This window comes from Serratia sp. NA_112.1 (assembly GCF_052691715.1).
In genome coordinates this window covers 172,339-195,800 of sequence record NZ_JBQZFO010000006.1, presented here as the reverse complement: position 1 = coordinate 195,800, position 23,462 = coordinate 172,339, and the positions used below count along the sequence as shown (strand labels likewise).

Genomic DNA, 23,462 nt, shown 5'->3' with positions numbered 1-23,462 from the left:
CTGGGCACTTTTTTAGCTCTGGGTCTGGATACTGATGTTACATGCAATGCAACAACTTATGCAGCAGCAGGGCATCAGACGCCTGCTGGTGCTCAGTGGCGAGCCGCAATGGTGCCGCCAGCAAGCACACTGGTTGGCGACAACCCTGCCGGGCGACTGGCCTTGGGTGGGGGAAAACCCGCCCAGTGGCATGCAGTCGCTGGCCAGTGGTGCGGTACGGACATTGCTGGGGCAGGAGCGATGGCATGCAGTGTATGACGCGACCGATGGTTTGGATGTTGAAGCGCTGGCCGCGCTGGCCGGTACGCTGCGAGCCGGCAGTTGGTTGTTGCTGTTAACGCCACCCTGGCAGTCCTGGCAGCAACAGCCGGATAGCGACAGCCTGCGCTGGAGCGATTGCCCCCAGCCGATCACTACCCCGAATTTCATTCACCATCTGCAGCAACACTTGGCAGCGGACAGCGAAGTCACGCTCTGGCGACAGGATGAACCGCTAACGTTGGCACCCTTGCCAGTACGCCCGCAGTGGCAAGCACCCAATGGCCAACCGACTTGCGAGCAGCAAGCGTTGTTGACGCAATTACTCGACGCCGAGCCAGGCGTTTGGGTGCTGACCGCCGCCCGTGGGCGCGGCAAGTCAACGCTGGCGGGGATGCTGGTGGCCAACACGCCGCTCACCTGCTGGCTCACCGGGCCCAGCCGAGCGGCTACCGAGGTTGCTGATGAATGGGCGCAGGGCCGCGCGCAATTCTGGGCACCGGACGCGCTGCTGGCCCATTGTCGCGAACATGATGTCAGCGACGTGGATTGGCTGTTGGTGGACGAGGCGGCGGCGATCCCCGGCCCGTTATTACAGCAGTTGGTTAACCATTTCCCCCGCATTCTGCTGACGACCACGGTACAGGGCTATGAAGGCACCGGCCGGGGTTTCTTGCTCAAGTTTTGCGCCGGGTTGCCTGAGTTTCAGCCGCTGGAGCTGCAGCAGCCCATGCGTTGGGCGCCGGGTGATGCGCTGGAGCGTGTCATTGATAACGCGCTGCTGTTCAACGAACTGCCGCCGTGGCAGGCGATGAATCAGCCCGTCAGTATCACTGGGGCGGAACAAAGGGCGCTGTGTGCCGATCCCCAACGATTAATGCGGTTTTACGCCCTGTTGAGCAGCGCCCACTACCGGACTTCACCGCTTGATTTGCGGCGCTTGATGGATGCACCGGGTATGCATTTTGGCCTGGCGCAGGTTGAAGAAGAGGTCGTTGGCGCGCTGTGGCTGGTAGAAGAAGGCGGCCTGAGTGTCGAACTGGCACATGAAGTCTGGGCCGGCAGGCGACGACCACGTGGCAACCTGGTGGCCCAATCGCTGGCAGCGCACGGTGGCCAGTGGTGGGCACCGACGCTGCGTTCGCGGCGCATTACCCGCATTGCGGTATTACCCGTTATGCGTCAGCAGGGCATCGCCCGCCGCCTGATTGAGCAGCAGCGTCAGCAGGCACAAGGGTTGGATTACCTTTCAGTCAGCTTTGGTTACACCGAGCCGCTGTGGCGCTTTTGGCAGTCCTGTGGTTTTGAGCTGGCACGCATCGGCAGCAAGATCGAGGCCAGCAGCGGTTGCTACAGCGTCATGGCCATTTTGCCCTTGAGCGAGCAGGGTGAGGCGCTGCGTCATGCGGCGCATAAGCATCTGGCGCGTGATTGGCGCTGGTTGCAGCCGCGCATCGATCTGCAACTGGAAATCATCGGTGACGACGGCGACACCCGGCTGGGTGAAGACGACTGGCGTGAACTGGCCGGTTTTGCCTTCGCTCACCGGCCGTTGGAGGCCAGTCTGGGGGCGCTGCAACGTTTACTGTTAGCCAGCCCTATGCCACTGCCCGCACTGCGGCTGCATCTGCAACAGCAAACGACGGCGGCAGGTTGCGTGGAACTACTTGGCTTCAGCGGCCAGAAAGCCTTGCTGCGTCGCTGGCGACAAGAGACGGGAATGGCGCTTGAACAGCTCGATGCGCAGCATTGCCTGCGCTGGCACAACTGGTCGCAATCGTTGGAATAAATTGAAGGTGTTGCTCAATAAAACCCGATTTTCCTGAATTCTCAGCGGCGTATAGTAGCTGACAGGAACCCGGGCAGCAGGCGCCGGGCAGAATTTGATCAACACGAGGAGTCACCGATGAAACATGAGCATTTTGTTGTACAGAGCCCGGCAACCCCGGCTGCGCAGCTGATCCTGCTGTTTCACGGTGTTGGCGATACCCCGGTGGCGATGGGCGAGATTGGCAGTTATTTCGCCAAAGACTTCCCGCAGGCGCAGGTAGTCAGCATTGGTGGCCCTTTTGCCTTCGGTAACGGTGGCGGTCGTCAGTGGTTTTCGGTGCAGGGCGTGACCGAAGAAAACCGTGCAGGGCGCATTGCTGAAGTGATGCCGAAGTTTATAGAAACCGTGCGTTACTGGCAGCAACAAAGTGGCGTGAATGATGCAGGTACCGCGCTGGTCGGTTTTTCCCAGGGCTCAATCATGGCGCTGGAAGCCTTGAAAGTTGAACCCAGACTGGCCGGCCGCATCGTGGCTTTCAGCGGGCGCTTTGCCGGTTTGCCTGATAAAGCGTTCGGTGACAGCGTGGTGCATTTGATCCACGGCGAGCAGGACGGGGTGATTGCGGTGCAACATGCCAGGGCGGCGGCGGAGCGGCTGCAGGCTATCGGCGTCGATTTCACGCTGGACGTGGAAGAAGACGTGGGGCATGCCATCAATCAGGGCATGATGAATGACGCTCTCGAGCGGCTGCATTACTACGTCCCGCAACGCTACTGGGACGAAGCGATGTTTGGCAAGCGCGGCGATTTGGTCGCCTTTAAATAAACTTCAGGGCGCTTAATGCGCCCTGAAATCATTTTTTCTTCGGCCAGTCGTCGTCGGCATCCCACTCGGCGTTGTTATCGCGGTGCGGTGGCAGCTCCGGCTTATCGGCCAGATAGCGTTTTACGTCAACGCGGCGTAGCTCTTTGATCCCACTGATAATCATCCCGACCAGAATCAGCAGGATAATCCACCAATAATCTGCTAACCATTCCATCTTCACTCCTTCCCTTCAGGGCGTATAAAACGCGAAAATATCGATGGCAAATGCTCTTCAAGCCATTGGGCACCGGCGACGTCCTTATTTTTCCAGACCCTAAGCAGCAGCTCTGGCGTCAGCAGATGCTCGGCTTCAAGCGCCAGCGGACGGTAACTCAGATGCCAGGGCTCTACCGCCACGCCGTCACCCTCTTCGGTGAACGGACGGTAAAAACCAAATTCGGCCATATGTTCCGTCATCCACTGATTGAGTGGATAAAAATAGCCGCCTTGCTCGTATTCCCAAGGCTCCAGTTGCAGCTTTTGCCCGGCAGGCAAGAGCGAAGGGTCGTAGACATCCAGGTCACTGCCCCAGTGATGGCGACTGGCGCCCGGCAAGGCCGACCAGCGCAGGATCGCTTCGCAACGTTCGCCAGTGGACAGCAGCGCGATGTCGATTGGCTGACTGTCTTTATCTAATACTGGGCGCTCGCCGCAGAATTTTCCATTCCAGATCGCCTGTTGCCGGCCAAAATCACGAAATGTGCTGGCGGGCTGCAGATCAAACCCGGCCTCCAGTGCCGCCTGCTGCATGGCGAGGAACGCAGCCACCGCGGCGGGCTGCAGCCGGTGGTTACCGCTCAGCGGTGCCAGATGCTCGGTTGAGCACCCGGTCAACATTTCTGGCGTGATCATGCGACCAATTGCTCCATGATGCGTTGGTACATACGGCTCAGCAGTTGCAAATCGGCCGCGTGCACGCATTCGTTGACCTTATGGATAGTCGCGTTGACTGGCCCCAGCTCAACCACCTGCGCCCCCATCTGGGCGATAAAGCGGCCGTCTGAGGTGCCCCCGGTGGTCAGCAACTGCGGCGTCAGCTCAGAGTAGTGTTCGACGGCGTTAACTACGGCATCCACCAGCGCACCACGTGCAGTCAGGAAAGGCTGGCCCGACAAACGCCATTCGATGCTGTAGTTCAACTGATGGCGCTCAAGCAGTTCTTCTACGCGCTGTTTGATCGTCGCATCGGTCGATTCGGTACTAAAGCGGAAGTTGAACTGAACGAACATCTCGCCAGGGATCACGTTGTTGCTGCCGGTACCGGCCTGCACGTTAGCAATCTGCATGCTGGTCGGCGGGAAGAATTCATTGCCGTGGTCCCACTCGATCGCCACCAGCTCATTGAGGGCCGGCATGGCGCGGTGCACCGGGTTCTCCGCCAGATGCGGATAGGCAACGTGGCCCTGAATGCCGTGGATGTGCAGGTTGGCGGTGATCGAGCCGCGACGCCCGTTCTTCACCACGTCGCCGACGCGTTCGGTACTGGACGGCTCGCCGACCAGGCAATAATCCAGGCGCTCGTTGCGCGCCATCAGCGCTTCCACCACTTTCACCGTGCCATGGGTCGCGCTGGCTTCTTCATCGGAGGTGATCAGGAATGCCAAACGGCCCTGATGATGCGGGTTGGCCGCGACGAAACGTTCGGCTGCCACGACCATTGCCGCCAGCGAGCCTTTCATGTCTGCCGCGCCACGGCCATACAGCATGCCGTCGCGGATGGTCGGCTCAAACGGCGGGTTGTCCCAGCGTTTTTCGTCGCCGGTCGGCACTACGTCGGTGTGGCCGGCAAACGCCAGGGTTTGGCCTTCGCCACGCCAGGCCCAGAAATTCAGGGTATCGCCGAAAGGCATCGGCTCAACGGTAAAACCAATGGCTTTCAGACGTTCGATCATCAGTGCCTGACAGCCTTCATCGTGCGGGCTGAGCGATGGGCGCCTGATCAATTGTTGAGCCAGTTCGATAACCGGGCAAATCATGCTGCCACCTCGGAAATAAATTGCTGGTAGCCTTCGGCACTGAAGCCGAGCAGGGCGTGCCCATTGCCGTCGTCCAGCAATGGGCGTTTGATGATTGCCGGCTGTGCCAGCATCAGCGCGATGGCGGCATCTGCATTATTGCAGGCGGTGCGCTGCGCTTCATCCAGCTTGCGCCAGGTGGTACCGCGGGTATTGAGCAGCGGTTCCCAACCGAGACGTTCGACAAAGCCGCGCAGTTGCTGTTCGTCCAGCCCGTCGGCGCGGTAGTCGTGAAATTGATAAGCCACACCCTGTTCTTCCAGCCAGCGGCGTGCTTTTTTGATGGTGTCACAATTTTTGATGCCGTAGAGCTTAAGCAAACTTTTTTGAGCATTGTCTTTCATAAAAAAATGTTACCTCTATATCAGGGTAAGTTCAGAGCAACAGGTATCCGGCGATGGCCTAAACTGTCAGGAATCACTGCTCATCAAGTATTTTGAAGATAATGCCCCAGTGCAGGATTTCGATCCAGACTACGAGCTAATTATCGATGAAGGGCGTTCAGCATTCAAAGCCGAACATTTGCATGAAAGTGCAGGGTTAGGACGATTTTTCAAGCGTGTTAATGATGGTGACATAGCGAAAGGCTCGGTACTCATCGTTGAAAGTCTCGATCGGTTCTCTCGCGAAAACCCTTTCAAGTGTGTGGAATACATTTCTCAATTAGATCGTGCTCAAATCGAACTGCATGGGAAATGGCGTGCTTACGGCAGAGTTCACGGGCGGATACCCCGGCTTCAGCCTCGCGGAGAATACTGATGATCTGTTCGTCGGAAAAACGCTTCTTCATGGGGATGTCCTCATGTGGTTTATGAAGACATTACTAACATCGCGGTGTGTTAATCAACGGGGGGGCAGGTCAGGTTGACTTTATCGTTTCGAAATTTTTTTACCGCTTTTTGTGCTTGATTAATGCCTATTGATTGTTGTAGTACTGGAATACCAGCAAGTAAAGTAAGGGAAATAAGCCTATGGATACGGTAGAAGAACTTCACGGAACGTACTTCTATGATGGCTCATCTAATCTCAGTGCGGGTGAGCTATTTTTTGGATCATGGTTGATGAAACCCTCGATCACTTTGGTATCACAGATATAGCAGCAGTAGCAGGGATTTACCTTGGCTCAAACAGTGTCACTGTTGCGGGTAAATTAGCTGGGGCAACCCCTGGAACCTCGGTAGCGTCTATCTACTCCAGGAGGTTATTCCGAGGGCGAATGATGCCAGTAAGATTACCAACATGGATAGGTTTCCCTCCTAACGTTAAAAGAGCCATGACTCAGAGATTGGGAACCTTCGTCGGTAGAAGCATACCATTAGTTGGCTGGGTAATTTTAGCGGCTGACGTGTCTATTATTTCCTTCAAAGCAGTGAACAAATACAACACAATCGCACATCCTTCTGACCGTCTGTGGTAGGCACTGAATGAACAATTCAGACAACATAGAACAAGAGGTCATGAACTGGTACAACAAAAACTGGAATGGGCGTGTTTTCCCATTGTTCAGGAAACCAGTTTTGACACTGGAAACGAGTCTCTCCACTGGTAAGTATCCATGGGCAGATGAAGATGCGATAGAAATACTTAATGATTACTTTACAAAATTCGAAGTAGACCGGAAAAATTTCACTTTTGGAAAGTACTGGCCCAATGAAGAAGCAGTTCTACCGTTGAATTTTTTACGTTCGAAAGATAATAAATGGGAATGGATTGAACCGGAACCATTAACCCTGAAAATGCTTGTTGAATCAGCCAAGGCTGGTCACTGGCTTTACGATTAAAAGGACTGGTAATCTCCCCATTTTTAACGGGGGTCATAAGTAGAATCGGTCATGCGTTGAATATGCGGCATTGGCGTAAAACCATTCAGTGCCATATTCGGGCGCTCGTGATTATAAAACCATTGCCACTGCGTGGCATAGTCCTGCAATTCGTTCAGCGATGAAAACAGGCGCTGCCCCAGCCAGTCATAACGTCCTGTCCGGTTATATCGTTCAATATAAGCATTCTGCTGAGGTTTGCCGGGCTGAATAAACCGAAGTGTTATATTCTGCCGGGACACCCATGACATCAGTATTTTGCCTGTATATTCTGGCCCGTTATCACACCGGATAGCCGTTGGCCTTCCCTTCCATTCAATGAGTTGTTCCAGTGTCCTGACTACCCGGCTTGCCGGCAGAGAAAAATCCACCTCAATGGCCAGAGCTTCACGATTAAAGTCATCGATGACATTCAGCAAACGGACGGAACGACCATCTGATAGCTGAGCATGCATAAAGTCCATCGACCAGCATTCATTTTTCGGGGGGATTACCCCTGATCCTGGGACCAATGTTTCATTTCTTCGCTGATAAAATAGTTGACCAGATCGCGATACATTTTTTCTATCACCTCTGGGCTTAAACCTTGCTCATCGGCCCAGACTCGTCTTTGCAGCAGCATGGCCTCAAAGCGCTCTTTGGCGCGTACCGCATCGGGGCTGGTCTTGAATTTGGCCGCAGCCTTTACGTAGGCGAAGCGTTGGGCGATCAGCTTTATGATGTTTTCGTCCATCATGTCTATTTCCGCGCGAATATCATTCATATCCGCACAGTCCTGCGGAGACAGCCGATTTTCAATGAGCAATGGGAGGTTCCTTTAAGGTTTTTTCAGCGGATATAGCCGTTTTGCTGCAGGCGCGCCAATGCCGTGCTATCGGCATAGACCATGCCGGTGGTCAGCTCACGGAAGTGGTATTTTTTGTAGAACTCCAGCTTGTCGGGCACCGAGTAGATAAACACTTTGCCGAGCGGGGCCAGATCCTGCATCACCCGATCCATCAATTGACGTCCCAATCCCCGGCCCTGAAAATCCGGATGCAGGGCTACGTCGGCAAGATAGGCAACCGAGGTCATGTCGCTAATGGCGTGGGCGGTGGCGATCAGCCGGCCATCCAGGTAGCCCCAGTAGCAAAATTGGCTGTGTTGATAAACGCGCTGCAATACCTGCGGATCGCGTTGGCCCAATCCGGCGGTTTCCAGTAGCTCGGCCAATTGCAGCCAGTCGACGCCGTAGCGGTTCGGGTCGGTCACTATTTCCATATCAGCCTCGCTTAGCCAATCCGAGCCAGATCGGCGGCGTATTGACGGATCGCACGCTGGTAGCTGCTGATGTCACTATGCGAGGAAGTTTCCGCCAGCAGTAACAGCAAATCTGCGACCGCCTGTTTGGTTTCGCCCAGGTTGTACAGCGTCATGGCGCGGAACAGCGTGAGCTCTTTAGCCTGCGGGAACTCGTTCAACCCGTCGTCGAAGGCGGCCAGTGATTGTTGGTACAGGCCGAGCGCCCGGTAGGTACTGCCCAGGCCAAGCCAGGCTTCCTGCCGCTGCGTCGCCGGCAAATTGTGCGCCAGCGCCGCGAGGTAGCAGGGAATGGCCTGTTGCTCAAATCCCTGTACGTCATACAGGCAAGCCAATTGGTAGTGTAGCCCGGCGGCTTCCGGTTGTTGCAGTAACTGTTGTTGCGCCAGTTCGGTCGCTTCCTGATAGCGGCCCAACTCTTTCAATTGTTCGATGGTCAGCGTAGGGGACATTACATGGCCTTGGGTGAGTAGGGTTTTTGTACCTTTTGCACGCTACTACGGAAGAATTCATCGCACAAGGGATAAGGCATTACAGAGGGAGGGTTGGCCCCGTGGTCCGGGGCCGTTTTACTGCGGGCGATCAGAACTCGTGTTTAAGCGTCAGCATGAAGTTACGCGGTTCGCCATAGTTACGGGTACTGTAGAAATTAACCTGCGAGTAGTATTTCTGGTCGAAAACGTTGTTCAGGTTGAGTTGCACCGAGGTCTGCGGCGTCAGCCTGTAACGTGCCATCGCGTCGACCAGAACGTAAGAACCTTGTTCGGCTTTACGATTGACCATTTCACCGTTATCGGCCCCACTTACGTTGGCGTAAACCTTGCTCTGCCAGCGTGCGCCGCCGCCCAGCGTCAGGTCGCGCAAAGTACCCGTCAGTTGGTAAGTGGTGAACAGATTGATGCGCGTGCGCGGCTGCTCGGTGTTGAGATCGACCTTATCCTTGTCCTTCAGTGAGAAGTGCGTGATGCCAAACTGCGCGTTCCAGCCGTGGGCCAGTTCGCCGTTCAGTTCGAACTCGATGCCCTTGCTGGTGGCACCCTGGCTCTCATGATAGGTCTGCTGCAGCCAGTCCAGATTGGCGGTGTCTTCGTCCAGCACGCCCAGCTTGTCCTGCGTGATGCGGAATGCCGACAGTGACAGATTGAGCCGGTCATTGAGCAACGCAGCTTTAATGCCCACTTCCTTATTCACCCCTTCGATCGGCGCCAGGTAGTGACCGCTGCTGTCGAGCAGGTTCTGATCCTTGAAGATGTCGGTGTAGCTGGCATAGGCAGAGACCTGATCGGTTAACTTGTAGACCGTGCCGACGAATGGCGTGACTTTGTTGGCTGTGGTGGTAGTGGTGTTTTTAAAGCTGTTGAAGCGGGCACCGAGCACCAGATCCAGCCGGTCGGTTAGCGAAAAGTCAGCGCTGCTGTAGAAGCCGATTTGCCGCGTACGGTAATCCATCTGTGGCATTTTGTCCGACCACTCGGGTTCGCCCAGGCCACCGTTCCAGTCCAGTAAGCTGCCGCTAAACAATGGTGAGGCGCTGGCGCTACGATAAGTGCTGTAACTGTGCTGCCAGGCGGAAGAACTGCCCACCACAAATTTGTGGTTGCGGCCCAGCAGGCTGAAATCACCGTTCAGTTTCAGATCTACCGCATGTTGATCGCGGTAACCCTCATAACGCCCGGCATAAGGGCTTGAAGGTTTCACCGTCCAGGTATCGGGATCGATCAGTCCGCCAAGGCTCATCGCCATTTTGGCATCGAAAGCCTGACGGCTATGAGTGTAGTTGGCCACGCTTTTCCAGCCGTTATCGAAATGGTGCTCCAGCGTCGCAAACTGGGTGCTGAGCGTGGTATCCCAGCTCGACCAGTCAGAGGCACCGCTGTAGTGGCGATCCCAATTGATCTCGCTGCCATCGCTGAACCAGCCGGTCGGCAGGGCACCGCCCCAGGTGGAGGCTTTAGGCCGGTTCTGTTGATAATCGGCCCCCAGCCGCAGCAGGGTATCGCGGGTCAGATCGGCTTCCAGCGTGCCATAGAGAGTGCTTTTGCGTTCCTGATGCCTGTCCATAAACGAGTGGCTGCGCTCGCCGGCGGCTGCGATGCGCACCCTGACGGTACCTTCGTCATTGAGCGGTGTGCCTACATCGACCGTGGTGCGGTAATGATCCCAGGAACCGGCGGAGAGTTCGACGCGGGCAAAAGGCGAAAGGCTGGAGGCTTTCTTTCTCACCAGGTTGATGGCAGCCCCCGGATTACCGACGCCGTTCAGCAAACCGGCGGCACCTCTGACGATTTCGACATGATCGAGGGTGATCGAGTCAATTTCTGACTCACCGCCGGAATAGCCGGAATCAAAGAAGGTGGGAACGCCGTCATATTGATAATTATCGACGCTAAAACCGCGGTAATTGAACGAAGAGCGTTCGCTATCGTAGTTACTCTCGCTGACGCCGGTGGACCAGCGCAGAATATCTTTCAACGAATAAGCGTTGATATCGTCAATCTGCTGACGAGTGATGACCGAAACCGACTGCGGCGTATTTTTGATGCTCAGCGGCAAGCCGGTCGCGGTGCTCATTTGGCTGGTGGTGTAAGAACCGGTGTTTTCGGTGCTGCCGTCATCGCTCAGTGGCGAAGCGACCACCTCCAGCGTTTCTTCTTTCTGTGGGCGGGGAGCCTGCTCGGTGCCCGCAGCCTGCGCTACCATGACCGGTAGGCACAGCAGTACCCCACCGGAAAGGCGAGTCATAAAACTAGCCATTGCCTGCCTCACAGTCCGCTAAGGTTAATCTTGAGCAGATAGTCCTGCTTTTTCTCCATCTCTTCCTTGGACTGCTTGATGCTGGCAAAGAGGGTATTGCCGTCCGCAGAAAGGGCCAGGCTGTTGGGCAGTGCGGTGGTGGTGATGCTGTTTTTGACCTGATAGCTGTTGCTGTCCACGATGCTGATGCGTTTGGCCTCGCGGTGCGTGATGTAGATTTCGCTGCGGGCCGGGTTGAACAGCACCGCCAGTGAGTTGATCACCTCAATCTGGTGCAGGATTTTGCCGCTGTTGATATCGACAACCAGCACTTTCGGCAGGTCAGGATCGGTGAGGAAGGCACGGCCGGTTTTGCTGTCCAGGCTGATGTTCAGGAAAAAGTGTTTCTTGGCGGGTTCCACGACCAGGCGCTTGAGGATTTTGTGGCTGCCGATATCAAGGGTAATGAGTTCACCGCCGCCATTAACGCAGTAGATATGGCCACGTTCGCTGTCCAGAGCAAGACCGGTGGGGTATTCGCCGACGTTGCTGATGGTGGCAATCTTTTCCCGTTTGGCGGTGTCGATCACCCATAGTACGCCTTGCTTCGCAGTGCCAGAGACATACAAACGCTGATTTTTCTTATCAAGCACCATTTCACGCGTTGGGGTGAACTGGTCCTCTTTCATGCTTTCGCTAAGCCCAATGGTGGCGAGTTCTTTACCGCTCCGGGTATCAATCAGGGTTACGGAACCGTCGACGGTATTACCGATGTACAGAACGTGGCGTTCTTCATCCAGCGCGGTGGCGAAGGCGCGGCGTTGGGTAACGATCTTCCCCTCAGTGGCCAGCGTAGCTGGGTTGATACGGTAGACAATCCCGCTGTTCTTGTCTTTGGCGAATGAGGGGGAAGAGGCGGCAAACAGGGTGTTGTTTTGGCCATCAAATGCCAGTTCATACAGGCCGTATCCCACCGGTTTGGTTTGGAAATAGCTTTCTGGTAGCTCAGCGGCCAGCGTTGAGCAAGACAGCAGCATGGCGGAGGTCAGGGTGCTGAAAGAGAAACCTTTGCCTGGAGTGAACAGGTGTAACTTCATATACATTCCTTTACATCAATTTACGTTTTGAGAATCGTAATGATATTGATATTAATTATCAATATCATTTTATAATCATATGAAGTTATTGATGCCGACCTTGGCTGAGCGGTTGGTTGCCAGGGGAATGGCCCACAGCGGCAGATTTAGATCTTTTAGGTGTGTTGTTTGATGGATTAATAACGGAAGGGAATAGTCGGGATTAACCATTGTTCAGATAAATACGAAAATGTGCACTATCCCCGGTTTTCGTGGGTGGCATCGTTCCCGAATCTCTTCACTTGCTCAAAAAACAGGCGTAGAATTCGCTTCGTCTATTAATTGAGGTTGTAAATTATTATGGTTGATCGTGAGTTGGGAAACTGGAAAGACTTCATCGAAGAGATGTTAGGTAACTGACACTGCGCTGGGGTTGATAACAAGGTTGGTTTATTTGTTCGTGATTAAAGCACCCTGGGAACGAGACGCTCGTTCGAGATAAAGCAGCATCGGTTTCCCGATGCTGCTTTTTTTTGCCTGCTATTGCGCGCTGTCTTGCGCTTTGGCGGTGGCTGCCGATTTGCCTGGGAAGCGGCGGCGTACCAGCACAAAGAACAGCGGTACGAAGTAAATTGCCAACAGGGTGGCGGAAATCATACCGCCCATCACCCCGGTACCCACCGCATGCTGGCTGCCTGAGCCGGCTCCACTGCTGATGGTCATCGGCAGTACGCCGAAGATAAAGGCTAGCGAGGTCATCAGGATCGGCCGCAGACGCATACGTGAGGCTTCCAGGGTGGCCGACATCAAATCCTGGCCTTTATGGTTTAGCTCGTTGGCGAACTCGACGATCAGTATGGCGTTTTTCGCCGACAGCCCGATGATGGTCAGCATCCCCACCTGGAAGTAAACGTCATTCTCCAGCCCGCGTAGCCAGGTTGCGGCAACGGCACCAATCAGGCCCAGCGGCACCACCAGCATCACCGAGAACGGAATCGACCAGCTCTCATACAGCGCCGCCAGACACAGGAACACCACCAACAGCGAAATAGCATACAGCGCCGGTGCCTGCGAGCCGGACAGGCGTTCCTGGTAGGACATGGCGGTCCATTCCAGACCGAAGCCGGTCGGTAACTGGCTGACAATCTTTTCCATTTCGGCCATGGCGGTACCGCTGCTAACGCCTTCTGCCGCTTCGCCCACAATTTCCAGCGCTGAACTGCCGTTATAGCGCTCCAGACGTGGAGAGCCATATTCCCAATGGGAGGTGGCAAAGGCGCTGAACGGCACCATGCCCCCCGCGCTGTTGCGCACGAACCATTTATCGATGTCGCCAGGCAGCATGCGGAACGGTGCGGCGGCCTGCACATAGACTTTTTTCACCCGACCGCGGTCAACGAAGTCGTTAACGTAGGTTGAGCCCCAGGCGGTCGACAGCGTGTTGTTGATGTCATCGATTGAAACACCCAGCGCCTGGGCTTTGCGTTGGTCAATATCAATCTGCAACTGCGGGCTGTCATCCAGGCCATTGTGGCGCACGCGGGACAGCAGCGGGTTAGCGGCGGCCAGCTGCAGCAGTTGATTGCGTGCTGCCATCAGTTGGTCGTGCCCCAGACCGGCATGGTCTTCGAGTTCCATATTGAAGCCGGAAGAATTGCCCAGGCCGGTAATCGCCGGTGGACTGCTGGCAATCACCCGCGCCTCGATAATCTGGTTAAATTCCTTGGTGGCGCGATCGATGATATCGAATGAGCTGTTGTCGCCGGAGGTACGCAAATCCCAGTCTTTCAAGCGAATAAACATGCGTGCCACGTTCTGCCCATTGCCGCCGGGACCGGCACCAATGGTGGAGAACACGGACAGCACGTCCTGTTTTTCTTTGGTCAGAAAATAGTGTTCAACTTTTTCCACCACTTTGGTGGTTTGCTGCAGGGTCGAACCCGGCGGTAACTGTACCTGGACGGTGAATACCCCGCGGTCTTCCTGCGGCAGGAAGGAGGTCGGCAACTTGATAAACAGTAATGCCATGCCGCCAAGCAGCAACAGGTAAATCACCAGATAACGGCTACTTGCGTGCAGCACCCGCGCCACACCGCGCTCGTAGCGGTCGGCGTTGCGGTTGAACATACGGTTGAACCAGCCGAAGAAGCCGCGCTTGCCGTGATGGTGACCTTTGGCAATCGGTTTGAGCAAGGTGGCGCACAGGGCTGGGGTCAGGATCATCGCCACCAGCACCGACAGCACCATGGCCGAAACGATGGTGATCGAGAACTGGCGGTAAATGGCACCGGTGGTACCGCCGAAGAACGCCATCGGGATAAACACCGCCGACAACACCATGGTGATGCCGACCAGCGCACTCTGGATCTGCCCCATGGATTTGCGTGTGGCATCCCTGGGTGACAGGCCTTCTTCGCTCATCACGCGTTCGACGTTTTCCACCACCACGATGGCGTCATCCACCAATAGCCCGATGGCTAGCACCATGGCGAACATGGTCAGGGTGTTAATACTGAATCCGCAGGCCGAAAGAATGGCGAAGGTGCCCATCAACACTACCGGCACGGCGATGGTCGGGATTAGGGTGGCGCGGAAGTTCTGCAGGAACAGGTACATTACCAGGAACACCAGCACAATGGCTTCCAGCAGGGTTTTTACCACGTCTTTGATTGAGGCCTTAACGAACGGGGTGGTTTCATAGGCGACCTTCGCCTCCAGCCCGTGTGGGAAATACTGCGACAGCTCGGCGATTTTATCCTTTACCAACCGATCGGTTTGCAACTCGTTGGCACCGGAGGCCAGCTTGATGTTCATGCCGGCGGCCTGCATGCCGTTATAGCGGCTGAGATAGTCATAGTTTTCGCCACCGAGTTCGATGGTGGCAACATCGCCAAGCGTGACTAATGAACCGTCCTGGTTGACTCGCAGGGTAATTTTTCGGAACTGCTCAGGCGTTTGCAACTGCGACTGCGCGTTGATGGTGGCGTTAAGCGCCTGTTTATCGACGGAGGGCGTACCGCCGAGCTGGCCGACCGCGACCTGGGCGTTCTGCGATTTGATCGCGCTAACAATGTCCTGGGTGGTGAGTTGGTAACTGTTAAGTTTGTTGGGATCGAGCCAGATACGCATCGCGTATTGCGAGCCATAAACGTCCATGCTCCCTACGCCGTTGATGCGGCTGAGCGGATCCTGCAGGTTGGAAACGATGTAATCGGCAATGTCCTGCTTGTCCATGCTGCCGTCGGTGGAGACAAAGGCCACCATCATCAGCGTGGTATCACCGGATTTCGATACCGTTACGCCCTGGGTCTGCACGGCCTGCGGCAGTCGTTTAATCGCCGCCTGCAGTTGGTTTTGTACCTGCTGCATCGCCTCGTTAGGATCGGTACCGGCCTCAAAGGTCAGCGTTACTGTGGCTCGCCCGGTATTGGTGCTCTGCGACGACATATACATCATGTTGTCCAGACCCGTCATGTTCTGTTCGATAATCTGGGTGACGGTGTTTTCCAGCGTCTGTGCCGAAGCACCTGGGTAGGTAGCGCTAATGCGAACGTTTGGCGGCGCCAGATTCGGATATTGTTCCACCGGTAAGGAAAAAATCGCCAAAGCGCCGGTCAGGCAAAGAATAATTGCCAGGACCCAGGCGAAAATCGGGCGATCAATAAAAAAATTGGCCATGCAGCGCGAACCTCGTTATGACTTGTTCTATCTTTAAGACGCATCGGAATTGCGTTTTCTCAGTAGCTGGGAAGGATTCCGGCACTTATGCACTTTACGCGTGAAGGGGAGGGGAAGCGTGGAGAAAAAAAGGAGATAATGTAAATAACGGTAGAAGAAACCCCTAATTACGCCGTCATTACCTTTAACGTTGCGATTAAGACAATTTAATGACAATCAAGGGCCTGAACACTCGGCGTTGTCAAAAAATAATCAGGGCTCACTTTAATGCAGGAGCAAGGCATGGAAATTAACCCGGTATTTGCCCGTCGTCTTTATCTGTGCTGGCTGATCAGCCACAGCGAACGGCCAAACGTCCCGCGTCTGATGGAGCTGACCGGCTGGCCGCGCCGAACCCTGCAAGACGTGTTGAAAGCCTTGCCCGGTCTGGGGGTAGAATTGCAGTTTATTCAGCAGGGCGTGCGCAATAACGACGGTTTCTATCAGTTGGAAAACTGGGGGCCGATCAACAAGGGCTGGGTTAATCAGCATCATCAGACGCTGCTCGCCGCCATCGAATAAAACCTCCCCGGCACGCCGGGGAAGGATTATTGACTCTTGTGCTCCAGGTACATCACCGTTGCCGCCACGCGTGAACGTACATCCAGTTTGCGCAACATATTGCGAATATGTACTTTCACTGTCTCTTCAGAAATGTGCAGTTGGGCCGCTACCTGCTTATTGGACAGGCCACGCGCCACTTCCTGCAGCACGTCCAGCTCGCGTTCGGTCAGTTCGGCAAAGGGATCGTGTTGTTCACGACGGGATGAGAGATAGTCCGCTACCGCGTCGCTAATCACGTTCTGGCCTTCCGCCGCCGCGCGAATATGCTCCAGCAATTGTTCCGGTTCACTGTCTTTCAGCAGGTAGCCGTCGGCACCGGCGTCGATCAACGCGTACACGTCGTTGCGTGAGTCCGATACCGTCAGTACGATAATACGGGCATCCACGCCTTCATTGCGCAGCGCTTTCAGCGTGTCCAGACCGGACAAACCTTTCATGTTCAGATCGAGCAGGATCACGTCCGGCGTGTGCTGCAGCGCGAGCGCAATGGCTTCGTTGCCACTGCTGGCTTCGGCCAGCACGCTAAACAGCGGATCCAGCCCCAGCAATTGTTTGATGCCGCGGCGCATCAGCGGGTGGTCGTCGACGATCATTACTCGGTAATTCTTGATCACCATGAAATATGCTCCCTGTAGCGAGTAAAGCCACTCAAACGTGCCGTGCAGCACGCTTCACAGTGGGACAGATTCTTATAAAATAGTGGCAATTGGTGCCACGAACATCCTGAAATAGACTGTTAGACTCAGCTAAACCGTAACGAAGGGTTAACAGCCTTGATTTTATGGCGGGAATGTCAGGCGGACTTCCGTGCCGTCCGGCTCACCCCGCTGGATGCGCAGCGTTCCTCCCAGTCGCGCAGCGCGCTCGCTCATGATGGTCAGACCATAGTGACCTTCAGGTTCATTCAGGCTGGCGATGCCGCAACCGTCGTCAGCGATGCTGATGCTGTTATCACCCTCGGCCGTCATTTCGCAGCGAATCACGATTTCCTGTGCTTCGGCATGTTTGATGGCGTTAAGCACCGCTTCGCGCACAATCTGTAGCGCATGCACCTGCTGTTGGGCATTGAGCGCCTGGGAAGAAAGCCGACAGTGTAACTGAATCCGTGCGCCGGTAAGAACCTTTAATGGCGCCAGCAACTGGTGCAGTGCGGTGTTCAAATCGGCCTCCTGAATGTTCAGGCGGAAGGTGGTCAGCAGTTCGCGCAGTTGGCGATAGGCGTCGGCCAGCGCCTGGTCAAAATCGGTAATAATCTCTTGTGCTTCAGGGGCGCTATCCGCCAGCGTATGCTTGAGCAGGGTTAGCTGAATACGCAAAAACGACAGCGCCTGTGCCAGAGAATCGTGCAGCTCGCGGGCGATGGTGGCACGTTCTTCCATCAGCAAAAATTGCATATGTTGTTTTTGTGCGCGGTTAAAATAGATCCCCCGGCTTAACATATTGGCCACGCTCTGCATCAGGTGCGGATGGGGTGGCTGTTCTTTTTGCTGCCAACTCAGTTCCTCCAGGGTTTTATCGCCCTGGACGATGGCTAGCGATTGCCACGCCAGCGTTGCCGAAGGGCTGCCGCTATGTAATTGCCATTCGCTGAGGCTGTCTGCCACCTTTAGCCGGATACAGTGCAAATCTTCGCTTTGGCGCACAATATGCAGGATTTGTTCGAATGCCTGCTGGTCTATCTGCCGCACGCTCAGCGCTTGCGAACAGGTATACAGGACTTCCAGCGTCTTGTTCGCCTGCTGCAGACGCTGGGTTTTCTCTCGCACTTTCTGCTCCAGCGATTGATATAATTTGGCCAGGTCGCCCGACATGGCGGTAAAGGCCTGCGACAAGACGCCCAGCTCATTCGGCAGGGCGATATCCAGCGGCGGATGGTTAAAGTCCCGCTGTTGCACGCGCTGGCTGGCATCCACCAGGTGCTTTAGCGGCGCTACCACCTGACGGCGCATAAAACGGATGCAAAACAGCACCAGGCCGATGATGGCGATAAAGCCCAGCACGCTGATGGCCGCCACAATGGTCAGTTTCAGCTCGGAATAACGTTGTAGCGCCAACACAAAATGGTCAATCTGGTTAACATAGCCGGCGATATTGGCCTGATAGTTAGCTGACTGTCCGGCCCGAATCTGCTGCGCCAGGGGCTGCCAGGCATGCTGCAGAGACAGATACTTTTCCCGCACCTCCGCAGGTACGTAAAAACGGTCCAACTTCTGCAACGCCGGGGCCTGCAGGGATTGCTGATACTGCAACAGATGCTGTTCCAGCTCCGGAGCCGGGCGAGTGAGATTGTAGGCCAGCCGGTAGCTCTGCATACGCAGCGAGCCAGCAATGTTGACCGCTTCGGCGTCGCGCAGGCTGTCAACCACGGTGGTCAGCGCCAGCCCGGTGGAGAGCACGGACAAAATCACAATGCAAAACAGCGCCTTGGCCAGGCTGCTGGTCACTGAACGTTTAACAAGCAATCATGCATCCTTTTCTTGCGGGCGATGAACATCGCCGGGTTTCATTCGAAAGCAAAATTATAAGTTTTGCAACTAAAATGCGTAGCGTTTTGCATTAAATTGGCCGCCACCCTCACAAGAGCTTAGCGTTATATAATCAAATAGATATCGATGGACGAAAATCCCAGGGCTAAAATTACGCCCCCGTCGGTAATTGATTGATCTGGCGCAAACTACCCCTGCATTTACCCCTTTAGGGTGATTATATACCCCCCGAACTCATCTTATCTTACCCCCGCGCTTATCAAGGTTTAAGCCCGTCGCCTTTTACATCATGCCGGCGACTGGCAATTTCTTAGCAACGACTACAATAACAATACAAAACAGGTTCTATTTATTACGCGCGGTGGCGTGTTTGCAATGTCGAGGAAAACAGCATGGCCGTATTGTCACGGCGTAACCTGCTTGGTGGACAATGGCGTCAACCAGTCGCGGCGATCCGCCCCCCGTGGTCGCTGCAAGAATCCCTTTTTATTACCGGTTGCACTCGCTGCCAGGCCTGCGTTCGCGCCTGCGAAACCGGAGTGCTGATTAGCGGCAGCGGCGGTTTTCCCGAAATTGATTTTCAACGAGCGGAATGCACTTTCTGCGAGCGCTGCGTGCAGGCCTGCGAAGAGCCGCTATTTCGCCCGTTGGCAGAAACCCCCTGGCGACAACATGCGGTATTCGGAACCAACTGCCTGGCGCAGCGGGGCGTGGAATGCCGCAGTTGCCAGGATAGCTGCGAGACTCAGGCGATCCGCTTTCGGCCCCGTCTGGGCGAAATGGCTCAACCCGTGCTGGAGGTCGCGGCCTGCACGGGCTGTGGCGCCTGCGTCGCCGGTTGCCCGGCCGGTGCTGTCACCCTAACCCAGAGCGAAAATAATGATGAATAACGAATGGCACGTTAGCGGGCTGGTGGTGCAGGCTCGGCCAGAGAAATTTCCACGGCTGGTTGCCGATTTGCTGGCGATAGCGGACACGGAAATTCCGGCTCAGGACCAGCCGAACGGCAAGCTGGTGGTGGTAATGCAGGCAGCTTGTTCCCATCAGCTGCTGGAGAAAATTGAGTCGGTACGCAATTTGGATGGCGTGCTGGCGGTATCGCTGGTTTATCACCAGCAGGACACTCAAGGTGAGGTAACGCCATGAAACTCAGTCGTCGAGACTTCATGAAAGCAAACGCCGCGGTCGCCGCTGCGGCAGCCGCCGGGCTGACTATTCCTACGGTGGCGCAGGCGGTGGCAGGCAGCGCCGACTCTATCAAATGGGACAAAGCACCCTGCCGTTTCTGCGGCACAGGTTGTGGCGTGCTGGTCGGTACCCAGAACGGCCGCATTATTGCCTCACAGGGCGATCCGGAAGCGGCGGTCAACCGTGGGTTGAGCTGCATCAAAGGCTATTTCCTGCCAAAGATCATGTACGGCAAAGATCGTCTGACTCAGCCACTGCTGCGCATGAAGGACGGTCAGTACCACAAGGAAGGCGAGTTCACACCGGTCAGTTGGCAGCAAGCTTTCGACATTATGGCCGAAAAGTTCAAGCAGGCCTTGAAAGAGAAAGGCCCGGAGGCCGTTGGCATGTTCGGTTCCGGTCAGTGGACGGTGTGGGAAGGCTATGCCGCCGCCAAATTGCTCAAAGCCGGTCTGCGCTCCAATAACCTGGATCCGAACGCCCGTCACTGTATGGCGTCAGCGGTCGTGGGCTTTATGCGCACCTTCGGCATGGATGAGCCTATGGGCTGCTATGACGATATCGAGCAGGCTGATGCCTTTGTGCTGTGGGGCTCCAACATGGCGGAGATGCACCCGATCCTGTGGTCGCGCATCACCGACCGTCGCCTGAGCAATGAGAAGGTCAACGTATCGGTGTTGTCGACCTTTGAACACCGCAGCTTCGAACTGGCGGACAACGGCATGGTATTCACGCCGCAGACCGATCTGGCGATCATGAACTACATCGCCAATTACATCATTCAAAACAACGCGGTGGATCAGGACTTCCTGAATCGGCACGTCAACTTCCGCCGTGGGGCGACGGATATCGGTTACGGCCTGCGTCCAACCGATCCGCTGGAAAAAGCGGCTAAAAATCCGGGCAGCGACGCTTCGGATCCGATGAGCTTCGAGGAATACAAAACCTTCGTAGCGGACTACACGCTGGAAAAAACGGCCAAAATGAGCGGCGTGCCGGAAGACCAATTGGAAGCGCTGGCAAAACTGTATGCCGATCCGAACATCAAGGTGGTGTCGTACTGGACCATGGGCTTTAACCAGCATACGCGCGGCGTGTGGGCCAATAACCTGTGCTACAACCTGCATCTGTTGACCGGCAAAATCTCCAAACCGGGCTGTGGGCCATTCTCACTGACCGGCCAGCCTTCCGCCTGTGGCACCGCCCGTGAAGTGGGCACCTTTGCCCACCGTCTGCCGGCCGACATGGTGGTCACCAACGAAAAACATCGGCAGACGGCTGAGCAGAAGTGGCAACTGCCGGCCGGCACCATTCCAGCCAAAGTCGGGTTGCATGCGGTAGCGCAGGATCGCGCGCTGAAAGACGGTACGCTGAACGCTTACTGGGTGATGTGTAACAACAACATGCAGGCCGGGCCGAACATCAATGAAGACCGGATGCCGGGGTGGCGCGATGCGCGCAACTTTGTGGTGGTATCTGATCCTTACCCGACTGTCAGCGCCCTGGCTGCCGACCTGATCCTGCCGACCGCCATGTGGGTGGAGAAAGAGGGGGCTTACGGTAATGCGGAGCGTCGCACTCAGTTCTGGCGTCAGCAGGTGAAAGCGCCGGGTGAGGCCAAATCCGATCTGTGGCAACTGGTGGAGTTCTCCAAACGCTTTACGGTGGAAGAAGTGTGGCCGGCCGAACTGCTGGCGCAGAAACCGGAATATCGCGGCAAAACGCTGTACGACGTGCTATTTGCCAATGGTGAGGTTAACAAATACCCGCTGACGGAGATCCCGGCGGATCAGCTTAACGATGAGGCACGCGACTTCGGCTTCTATCTGCAAAAAGGGCTGTTTGAAGAATATGCCGGTTTTGGTCGCGGTCATGGCCACGATCTGGCACCGTTCGATAGCTACCATCAGGCTCGCGGTCTGCGCTGGCCGGTGGTGGAGGGCAAAGAGACGCTATGGCGCTATCGCGAAGGGACTGACCCCTACGTTAAAGCTGGGGAAGAAGTGCGTTTCTATGGCAAACCGGACGGCAAGGCGGTGATCTTCGCGCTGCCGTTCGAACCGGCGGCGGAAAGCCCGGACAAAGACTATGACCTTTGGTTATCCACCGGACGGGTGCTGGAACATTGGCATACCGGTTCGATGACCCGCCGGGTACCCGAGCTGCACCGTGCCTTCCCGCAGGCGGTGGTGTTTATCCATCCGCTGGATGCCAAAAGCCGCAACCTGCGCCGTGGCGAAAAGGTCAGGGTGCTGTCGCGCCGTGGCGAATTGATCAGCACGGTCGAAACCCGCGGCCGTAACCGTCCGCCAAGGGGACTGGTATATATGCCGTTCTTTGATGCGGCGCAGCTGGTCAACAACCTGACGCTGGACGCCACTGATCCGCTTTCCAAAGAGGTCGACTTCAAGAAATGCGCGGTGAAGGTGGAGAAGGTGTGAGGGTGACGAATTGTGCGATGAACACCTTATTTAATGACCCGGGAGCCAAATAAAAATGAAAAGCCCTGTTGTGAAAAAGACGCTTGCCCTGTGGGTGACCTTGTTGTCGCTGGCCTTTGCCGGCCTGGCGTTTGCTGCCAGCGATGTCGAGCTCAGTAAGTCTCCGGAAGTGTCTGCAACTGCCAGCGGGCCGATCTCGATGCCAAAGCAGCAGGAGCGGATGGCGCTGAACTACGTTAATCAGCCGCCAATGATCCCGCATAGCGTGGATGGCTATCAGATCAGCAAGAACACCAACCGCTGCCTGCAGTGCCACGGTGTGGAACATTACCGCACCACCGGTGCGCCACGTATCAGCCCGACGCATTTTATGGACCGGGACGGCAAGGTGCTGAGCGAAGTCGCGCCACGTCGCTATTTCTGTCTGCAGTGTCACGTACCGCAAACCGACGCGGCGCCGATTGTCGGCAATGATTTCCAGCCCATGCCGGGCTTTGGGCATTAAGCGGGGGAGCTATGAGCGAAGACAAACACACCACCACTGAAAAAAAGCCCGGCCGCCTGCTGCGGTTATGGCGCTGGTGGCGCAGGCCAAGCCGCTTGGCGCTGGGAACGCTGCTGTTGCTCGGCTTTGGCGCCGGCATCATTTTCTGGGGGGGTTTTAATACCGGCATGGAGGCAGCGAATACCGAACAGTTCTGTATCGGCTGCCATGAAATGCGCGAAAACGTCTATGAGGAATACATGGGCACGGTGCATTACAACAACCGCAGTGGCGTGCGCGCCACCTGTCCGGATTGCCACGTACCTCATGAGTGGGGGCCGAAAATGCTGCGTAAGATTAAGGCCAGCAAGGAGTTGTACGCCAAAGCATTCGGGCTGATCGATACGCCACAGAAATTTGACCAGCATCGGTTGGCGATGGCGAGCAACGAATGGGCCCGTATGAAGGCCAATGATTCGCAAGAGTGCCGCAACTGCCATAACTTTGAATATATGGACTTTAGCGCGCAAAAAACCGTGGCGGCGAAGATGCACGACAAGGCGATAACCGAAGGCAAAACCTGTATCGATTGCCATAAGGGGATCGCCCATAAGCTGCCGGATATGCGCGACGTACCCAACGGCTTCTAAATACTTTTGATGGTAAAAACCCCGTGGTTCTGTAAGAGCTACGGGGTTTTTTGTTGCAAATAGGTTGTCACTTCGACGCTTAATCGCGGTATCATT

Annotated in this window: 22 protein-coding genes and 4 pseudogenes; 12 read left to right on the top strand and 14 right to left on the bottom strand. The window is 55.7% G+C overall.

Translation table 11 applies throughout. The features are described from left to right. Positions 1 to 34 precede the first annotated feature (34 nt). Both ACUTQ5_RS14480 and ypfH read left to right on the top strand, forming a co-directional pair. Complete coding sequence (locus tag ACUTQ5_RS14480; protein ID WP_445651826.1) at positions 35 to 2,047, top strand: tRNA(Met) cytidine acetyltransferase TmcA; 2,013 nt, start codon at positions 35 to 37, stop codon at positions 2,045 to 2,047. Positions 2,048 to 2,164: 117 nt separating this feature from the next. Next, positions 2,165 to 2,854 carry an esterase gene (ypfH, locus tag ACUTQ5_RS14475; RefSeq protein WP_261153121.1) on the top strand — a complete coding sequence of 230 codons (690 nt, stop codon included), beginning with the start codon at positions 2,165 to 2,167 and terminating at the stop codon, positions 2,852 to 2,854. Between the two features lie 28 nt (positions 2,855 to 2,882). On the opposite strand, the gene ACUTQ5_RS14470 is transcribed toward ypfH, so the two are convergent. Genes ACUTQ5_RS14470 through ACUTQ5_RS14455 form a run of 4 tightly spaced genes read right to left on the bottom strand, consistent with a single transcriptional unit; the run spans position 2,883 to position 5,252 of the window. Beyond that, complete coding sequence (locus ACUTQ5_RS14470; RefSeq protein ID WP_135317516.1) at positions 2,883 to 3,068, bottom strand: YpfN family protein; 186 nt, start codon at positions 3,066 to 3,068, stop codon at positions 2,883 to 2,885. A gap of 2 nt (positions 3,069 to 3,070) precedes the next feature. After that, positions 3,071 to 3,745 (bottom strand): M15 family metallopeptidase, encoded by a 675-nt coding sequence (locus ACUTQ5_RS14465; RefSeq protein ID WP_445651825.1) that lies wholly within the window; start codon positions 3,743 to 3,745, stop codon positions 3,071 to 3,073. Then, positions 3,742 to 4,869, bottom strand: a complete 1,128-nt coding sequence (gene dapE, locus ACUTQ5_RS14460) for a succinyl-diaminopimelate desuccinylase (protein WP_445651824.1) — start codon at positions 4,867 to 4,869, stop codon at positions 3,742 to 3,744. Before dapE ends, ACUTQ5_RS14465 begins: the two co-directional genes overlap by 4 nt. After that, positions 4,866 to 5,252, bottom strand: a complete 387-nt coding sequence (locus ACUTQ5_RS14455; RefSeq protein ID WP_445651823.1) for an ArsC family reductase — start codon at positions 5,250 to 5,252, stop codon at positions 4,866 to 4,868. Before ACUTQ5_RS14455 ends, dapE begins: the two co-directional genes overlap by 4 nt. Here ACUTQ5_RS14455 and ACUTQ5_RS14450 point away from each other — a divergent pair. Next, a pseudogene (locus tag ACUTQ5_RS14450) lies at positions 5,242 to 5,538 on the top strand (recombinase family protein); the annotation flags it as partial. The gene ACUTQ5_RS14455 and the pseudogene ACUTQ5_RS14450 overlap by 11 nt on opposite strands. A 55-nt stretch (positions 5,539 to 5,593) precedes the next feature. Here ACUTQ5_RS14450 and ACUTQ5_RS14445 read toward each other — a convergent pair. Further along, a pseudogene (locus ACUTQ5_RS14445) lies at positions 5,594 to 5,698 on the bottom strand (transposase); the annotation flags it as partial. A 181-nt stretch (positions 5,699 to 5,879) separates the two neighbouring features. On the opposite strand from ACUTQ5_RS14445, the pseudogene ACUTQ5_RS14440 reads away from it, so the two are divergent. Further along, positions 5,880 to 6,325, top strand: a pseudogene (locus ACUTQ5_RS14440) (STM2901 family protein). A 7-nt stretch (positions 6,326 to 6,332) separates the two neighbouring features. Continuing rightward, a complete protein-coding gene (locus tag ACUTQ5_RS14435; protein ID WP_445651822.1) occupies positions 6,333 to 6,689 on the top strand; it encodes a DUF1493 family protein in 357 nt (118 codons plus the stop codon). A gap of 23 nt (positions 6,690 to 6,712) precedes the next feature. On the opposite strand, the pseudogene ACUTQ5_RS14430 reads toward ACUTQ5_RS14435, so the two are convergent. From ACUTQ5_RS14430 to yncE, 6 genes and pseudogenes are all read right to left on the bottom strand, one after another. Beyond that, a pseudogene (locus tag ACUTQ5_RS14430) lies at positions 6,713 to 7,207 on the bottom strand (integrase core domain-containing protein); the annotation flags it as partial. An 11-nt stretch (positions 7,208 to 7,218) separates the two neighbouring features. Further along, positions 7,219 to 7,533, bottom strand: a complete 315-nt coding sequence (locus ACUTQ5_RS14425) for an isochorismate lyase (RefSeq protein WP_445651821.1) — start codon at positions 7,531 to 7,533, stop codon at positions 7,219 to 7,221. A 23-nt stretch (positions 7,534 to 7,556) separates the two neighbouring features. Next, positions 7,557 to 7,988 (bottom strand): GNAT family N-acetyltransferase, encoded by a 432-nt coding sequence (locus ACUTQ5_RS14420; protein WP_445651820.1) that lies wholly within the window; start codon positions 7,986 to 7,988, stop codon positions 7,557 to 7,559. A gap of 11 nt (positions 7,989 to 7,999) precedes the next feature. Beyond that, complete coding sequence (locus ACUTQ5_RS14415) at positions 8,000 to 8,479, bottom strand: tetratricopeptide repeat protein (protein WP_445651819.1); 480 nt, start codon at positions 8,477 to 8,479, stop codon at positions 8,000 to 8,002. A gap of 130 nt (positions 8,480 to 8,609) precedes the next feature. Continuing rightward, the gene (locus tag ACUTQ5_RS14410) at positions 8,610 to 10,781 is read right to left on the bottom strand and encodes a TonB-dependent siderophore receptor (protein ID WP_445651818.1); all 2,172 of its coding nucleotides are present in this window, start codon (positions 10,779 to 10,781) and stop codon (positions 8,610 to 8,612) included. 8 nt (positions 10,782 to 10,789) lie between these two features. Continuing rightward, positions 10,790 to 11,857, bottom strand: coding sequence for a 7-bladed beta-propeller protein YncE (gene yncE / locus ACUTQ5_RS14405; RefSeq protein WP_445651817.1), 1,068 nt, complete (start codon positions 11,855 to 11,857; stop codon positions 10,790 to 10,792). 339 nt (positions 11,858 to 12,196) lie between these two features. Between yncE and ypfM the strand changes: the two genes are divergently transcribed. After that, on the top strand, positions 12,197 to 12,256 hold the full coding sequence (gene ypfM / locus ACUTQ5_RS14400; protein WP_112349006.1) for a protein YpfM: 60 nt from the start codon (positions 12,197 to 12,199) through the stop codon (positions 12,254 to 12,256). 120 nt (positions 12,257 to 12,376) lie between these two features. On the opposite strand, the gene acrD is transcribed toward ypfM, so the two are convergent. Then, positions 12,377 to 15,514 carry a multidrug efflux RND transporter permease AcrD gene (gene acrD / locus ACUTQ5_RS14395; protein ID WP_445651816.1) on the bottom strand — a complete coding sequence of 1,046 codons (3,138 nt, stop codon included), beginning with the start codon at positions 15,512 to 15,514 and terminating at the stop codon, positions 12,377 to 12,379. A 282-nt stretch (positions 15,515 to 15,796) separates the two neighbouring features. Here acrD and ACUTQ5_RS14390 point away from each other — a divergent pair, with 282 nt between their 5' ends. Continuing rightward, complete coding sequence (locus tag ACUTQ5_RS14390) at positions 15,797 to 16,075, top strand: winged helix-turn-helix domain-containing protein (protein ID WP_261093096.1); 279 nt, start codon at positions 15,797 to 15,799, stop codon at positions 16,073 to 16,075. Positions 16,076 to 16,101: 26 nt separating this feature from the next. Here ACUTQ5_RS14390 and narL read toward each other — a convergent pair whose 3' ends face one another. Together narL and narQ are read right to left on the bottom strand one after the other, a co-directional pair. After that, positions 16,102 to 16,734 (bottom strand): two-component system response regulator NarL, encoded by a 633-nt coding sequence (gene narL, locus ACUTQ5_RS14385; protein ID WP_445651815.1) that lies wholly within the window; start codon positions 16,732 to 16,734, stop codon positions 16,102 to 16,104. Positions 16,735 to 16,896: 162 nt separating this feature from the next. After that, entirely contained in the window at positions 16,897 to 18,579 is a 1,683-nt protein-coding gene (narQ, locus tag ACUTQ5_RS14380; protein WP_445651814.1) for a nitrate/nitrite two-component system sensor histidine kinase NarQ, read from the bottom strand. 416 nt (positions 18,580 to 18,995) lie between these two features. On the opposite strand from narQ, the gene napF reads away from it, so the two are divergent. From napF to napC, 5 genes are read left to right on the top strand one after another with little or no spacing between them, the layout of a single operon-like run. Further along, positions 18,996 to 19,493, top strand: a complete 498-nt coding sequence (napF, locus tag ACUTQ5_RS14375; protein WP_445651813.1) for a ferredoxin-type protein NapF — start codon at positions 18,996 to 18,998, stop codon at positions 19,491 to 19,493. Continuing rightward, on the top strand, positions 19,483 to 19,749 hold the full coding sequence (gene napD, locus ACUTQ5_RS14370) for a chaperone NapD (protein ID WP_445651812.1): 267 nt from the start codon (positions 19,483 to 19,485) through the stop codon (positions 19,747 to 19,749). Before napF ends, napD begins: the two co-directional genes overlap by 11 nt. Next, positions 19,746 to 22,232, top strand: coding sequence for a nitrate reductase catalytic subunit NapA (napA, locus tag ACUTQ5_RS14365; protein WP_445651811.1), 2,487 nt, complete (start codon positions 19,746 to 19,748; stop codon positions 22,230 to 22,232). The genes napD and napA overlap by 4 nt, the downstream gene beginning before the upstream one ends. A 55-nt stretch (positions 22,233 to 22,287) precedes the next feature. After that, entirely contained in the window at positions 22,288 to 22,737 is a 450-nt protein-coding gene (gene napB / locus ACUTQ5_RS14360) for a nitrate reductase cytochrome c-type subunit (RefSeq protein ID WP_445651810.1), read from the top strand. An 11-nt stretch (positions 22,738 to 22,748) separates the two neighbouring features. Continuing rightward, positions 22,749 to 23,366 carry a cytochrome c-type protein NapC gene (gene napC / locus ACUTQ5_RS14355; RefSeq protein WP_135317500.1) on the top strand — a complete coding sequence of 206 codons (618 nt, stop codon included), beginning with the start codon at positions 22,749 to 22,751 and terminating at the stop codon, positions 23,364 to 23,366. The last annotated feature ends 96 nt before the right edge of the window (positions 23,367 to 23,462 follow it).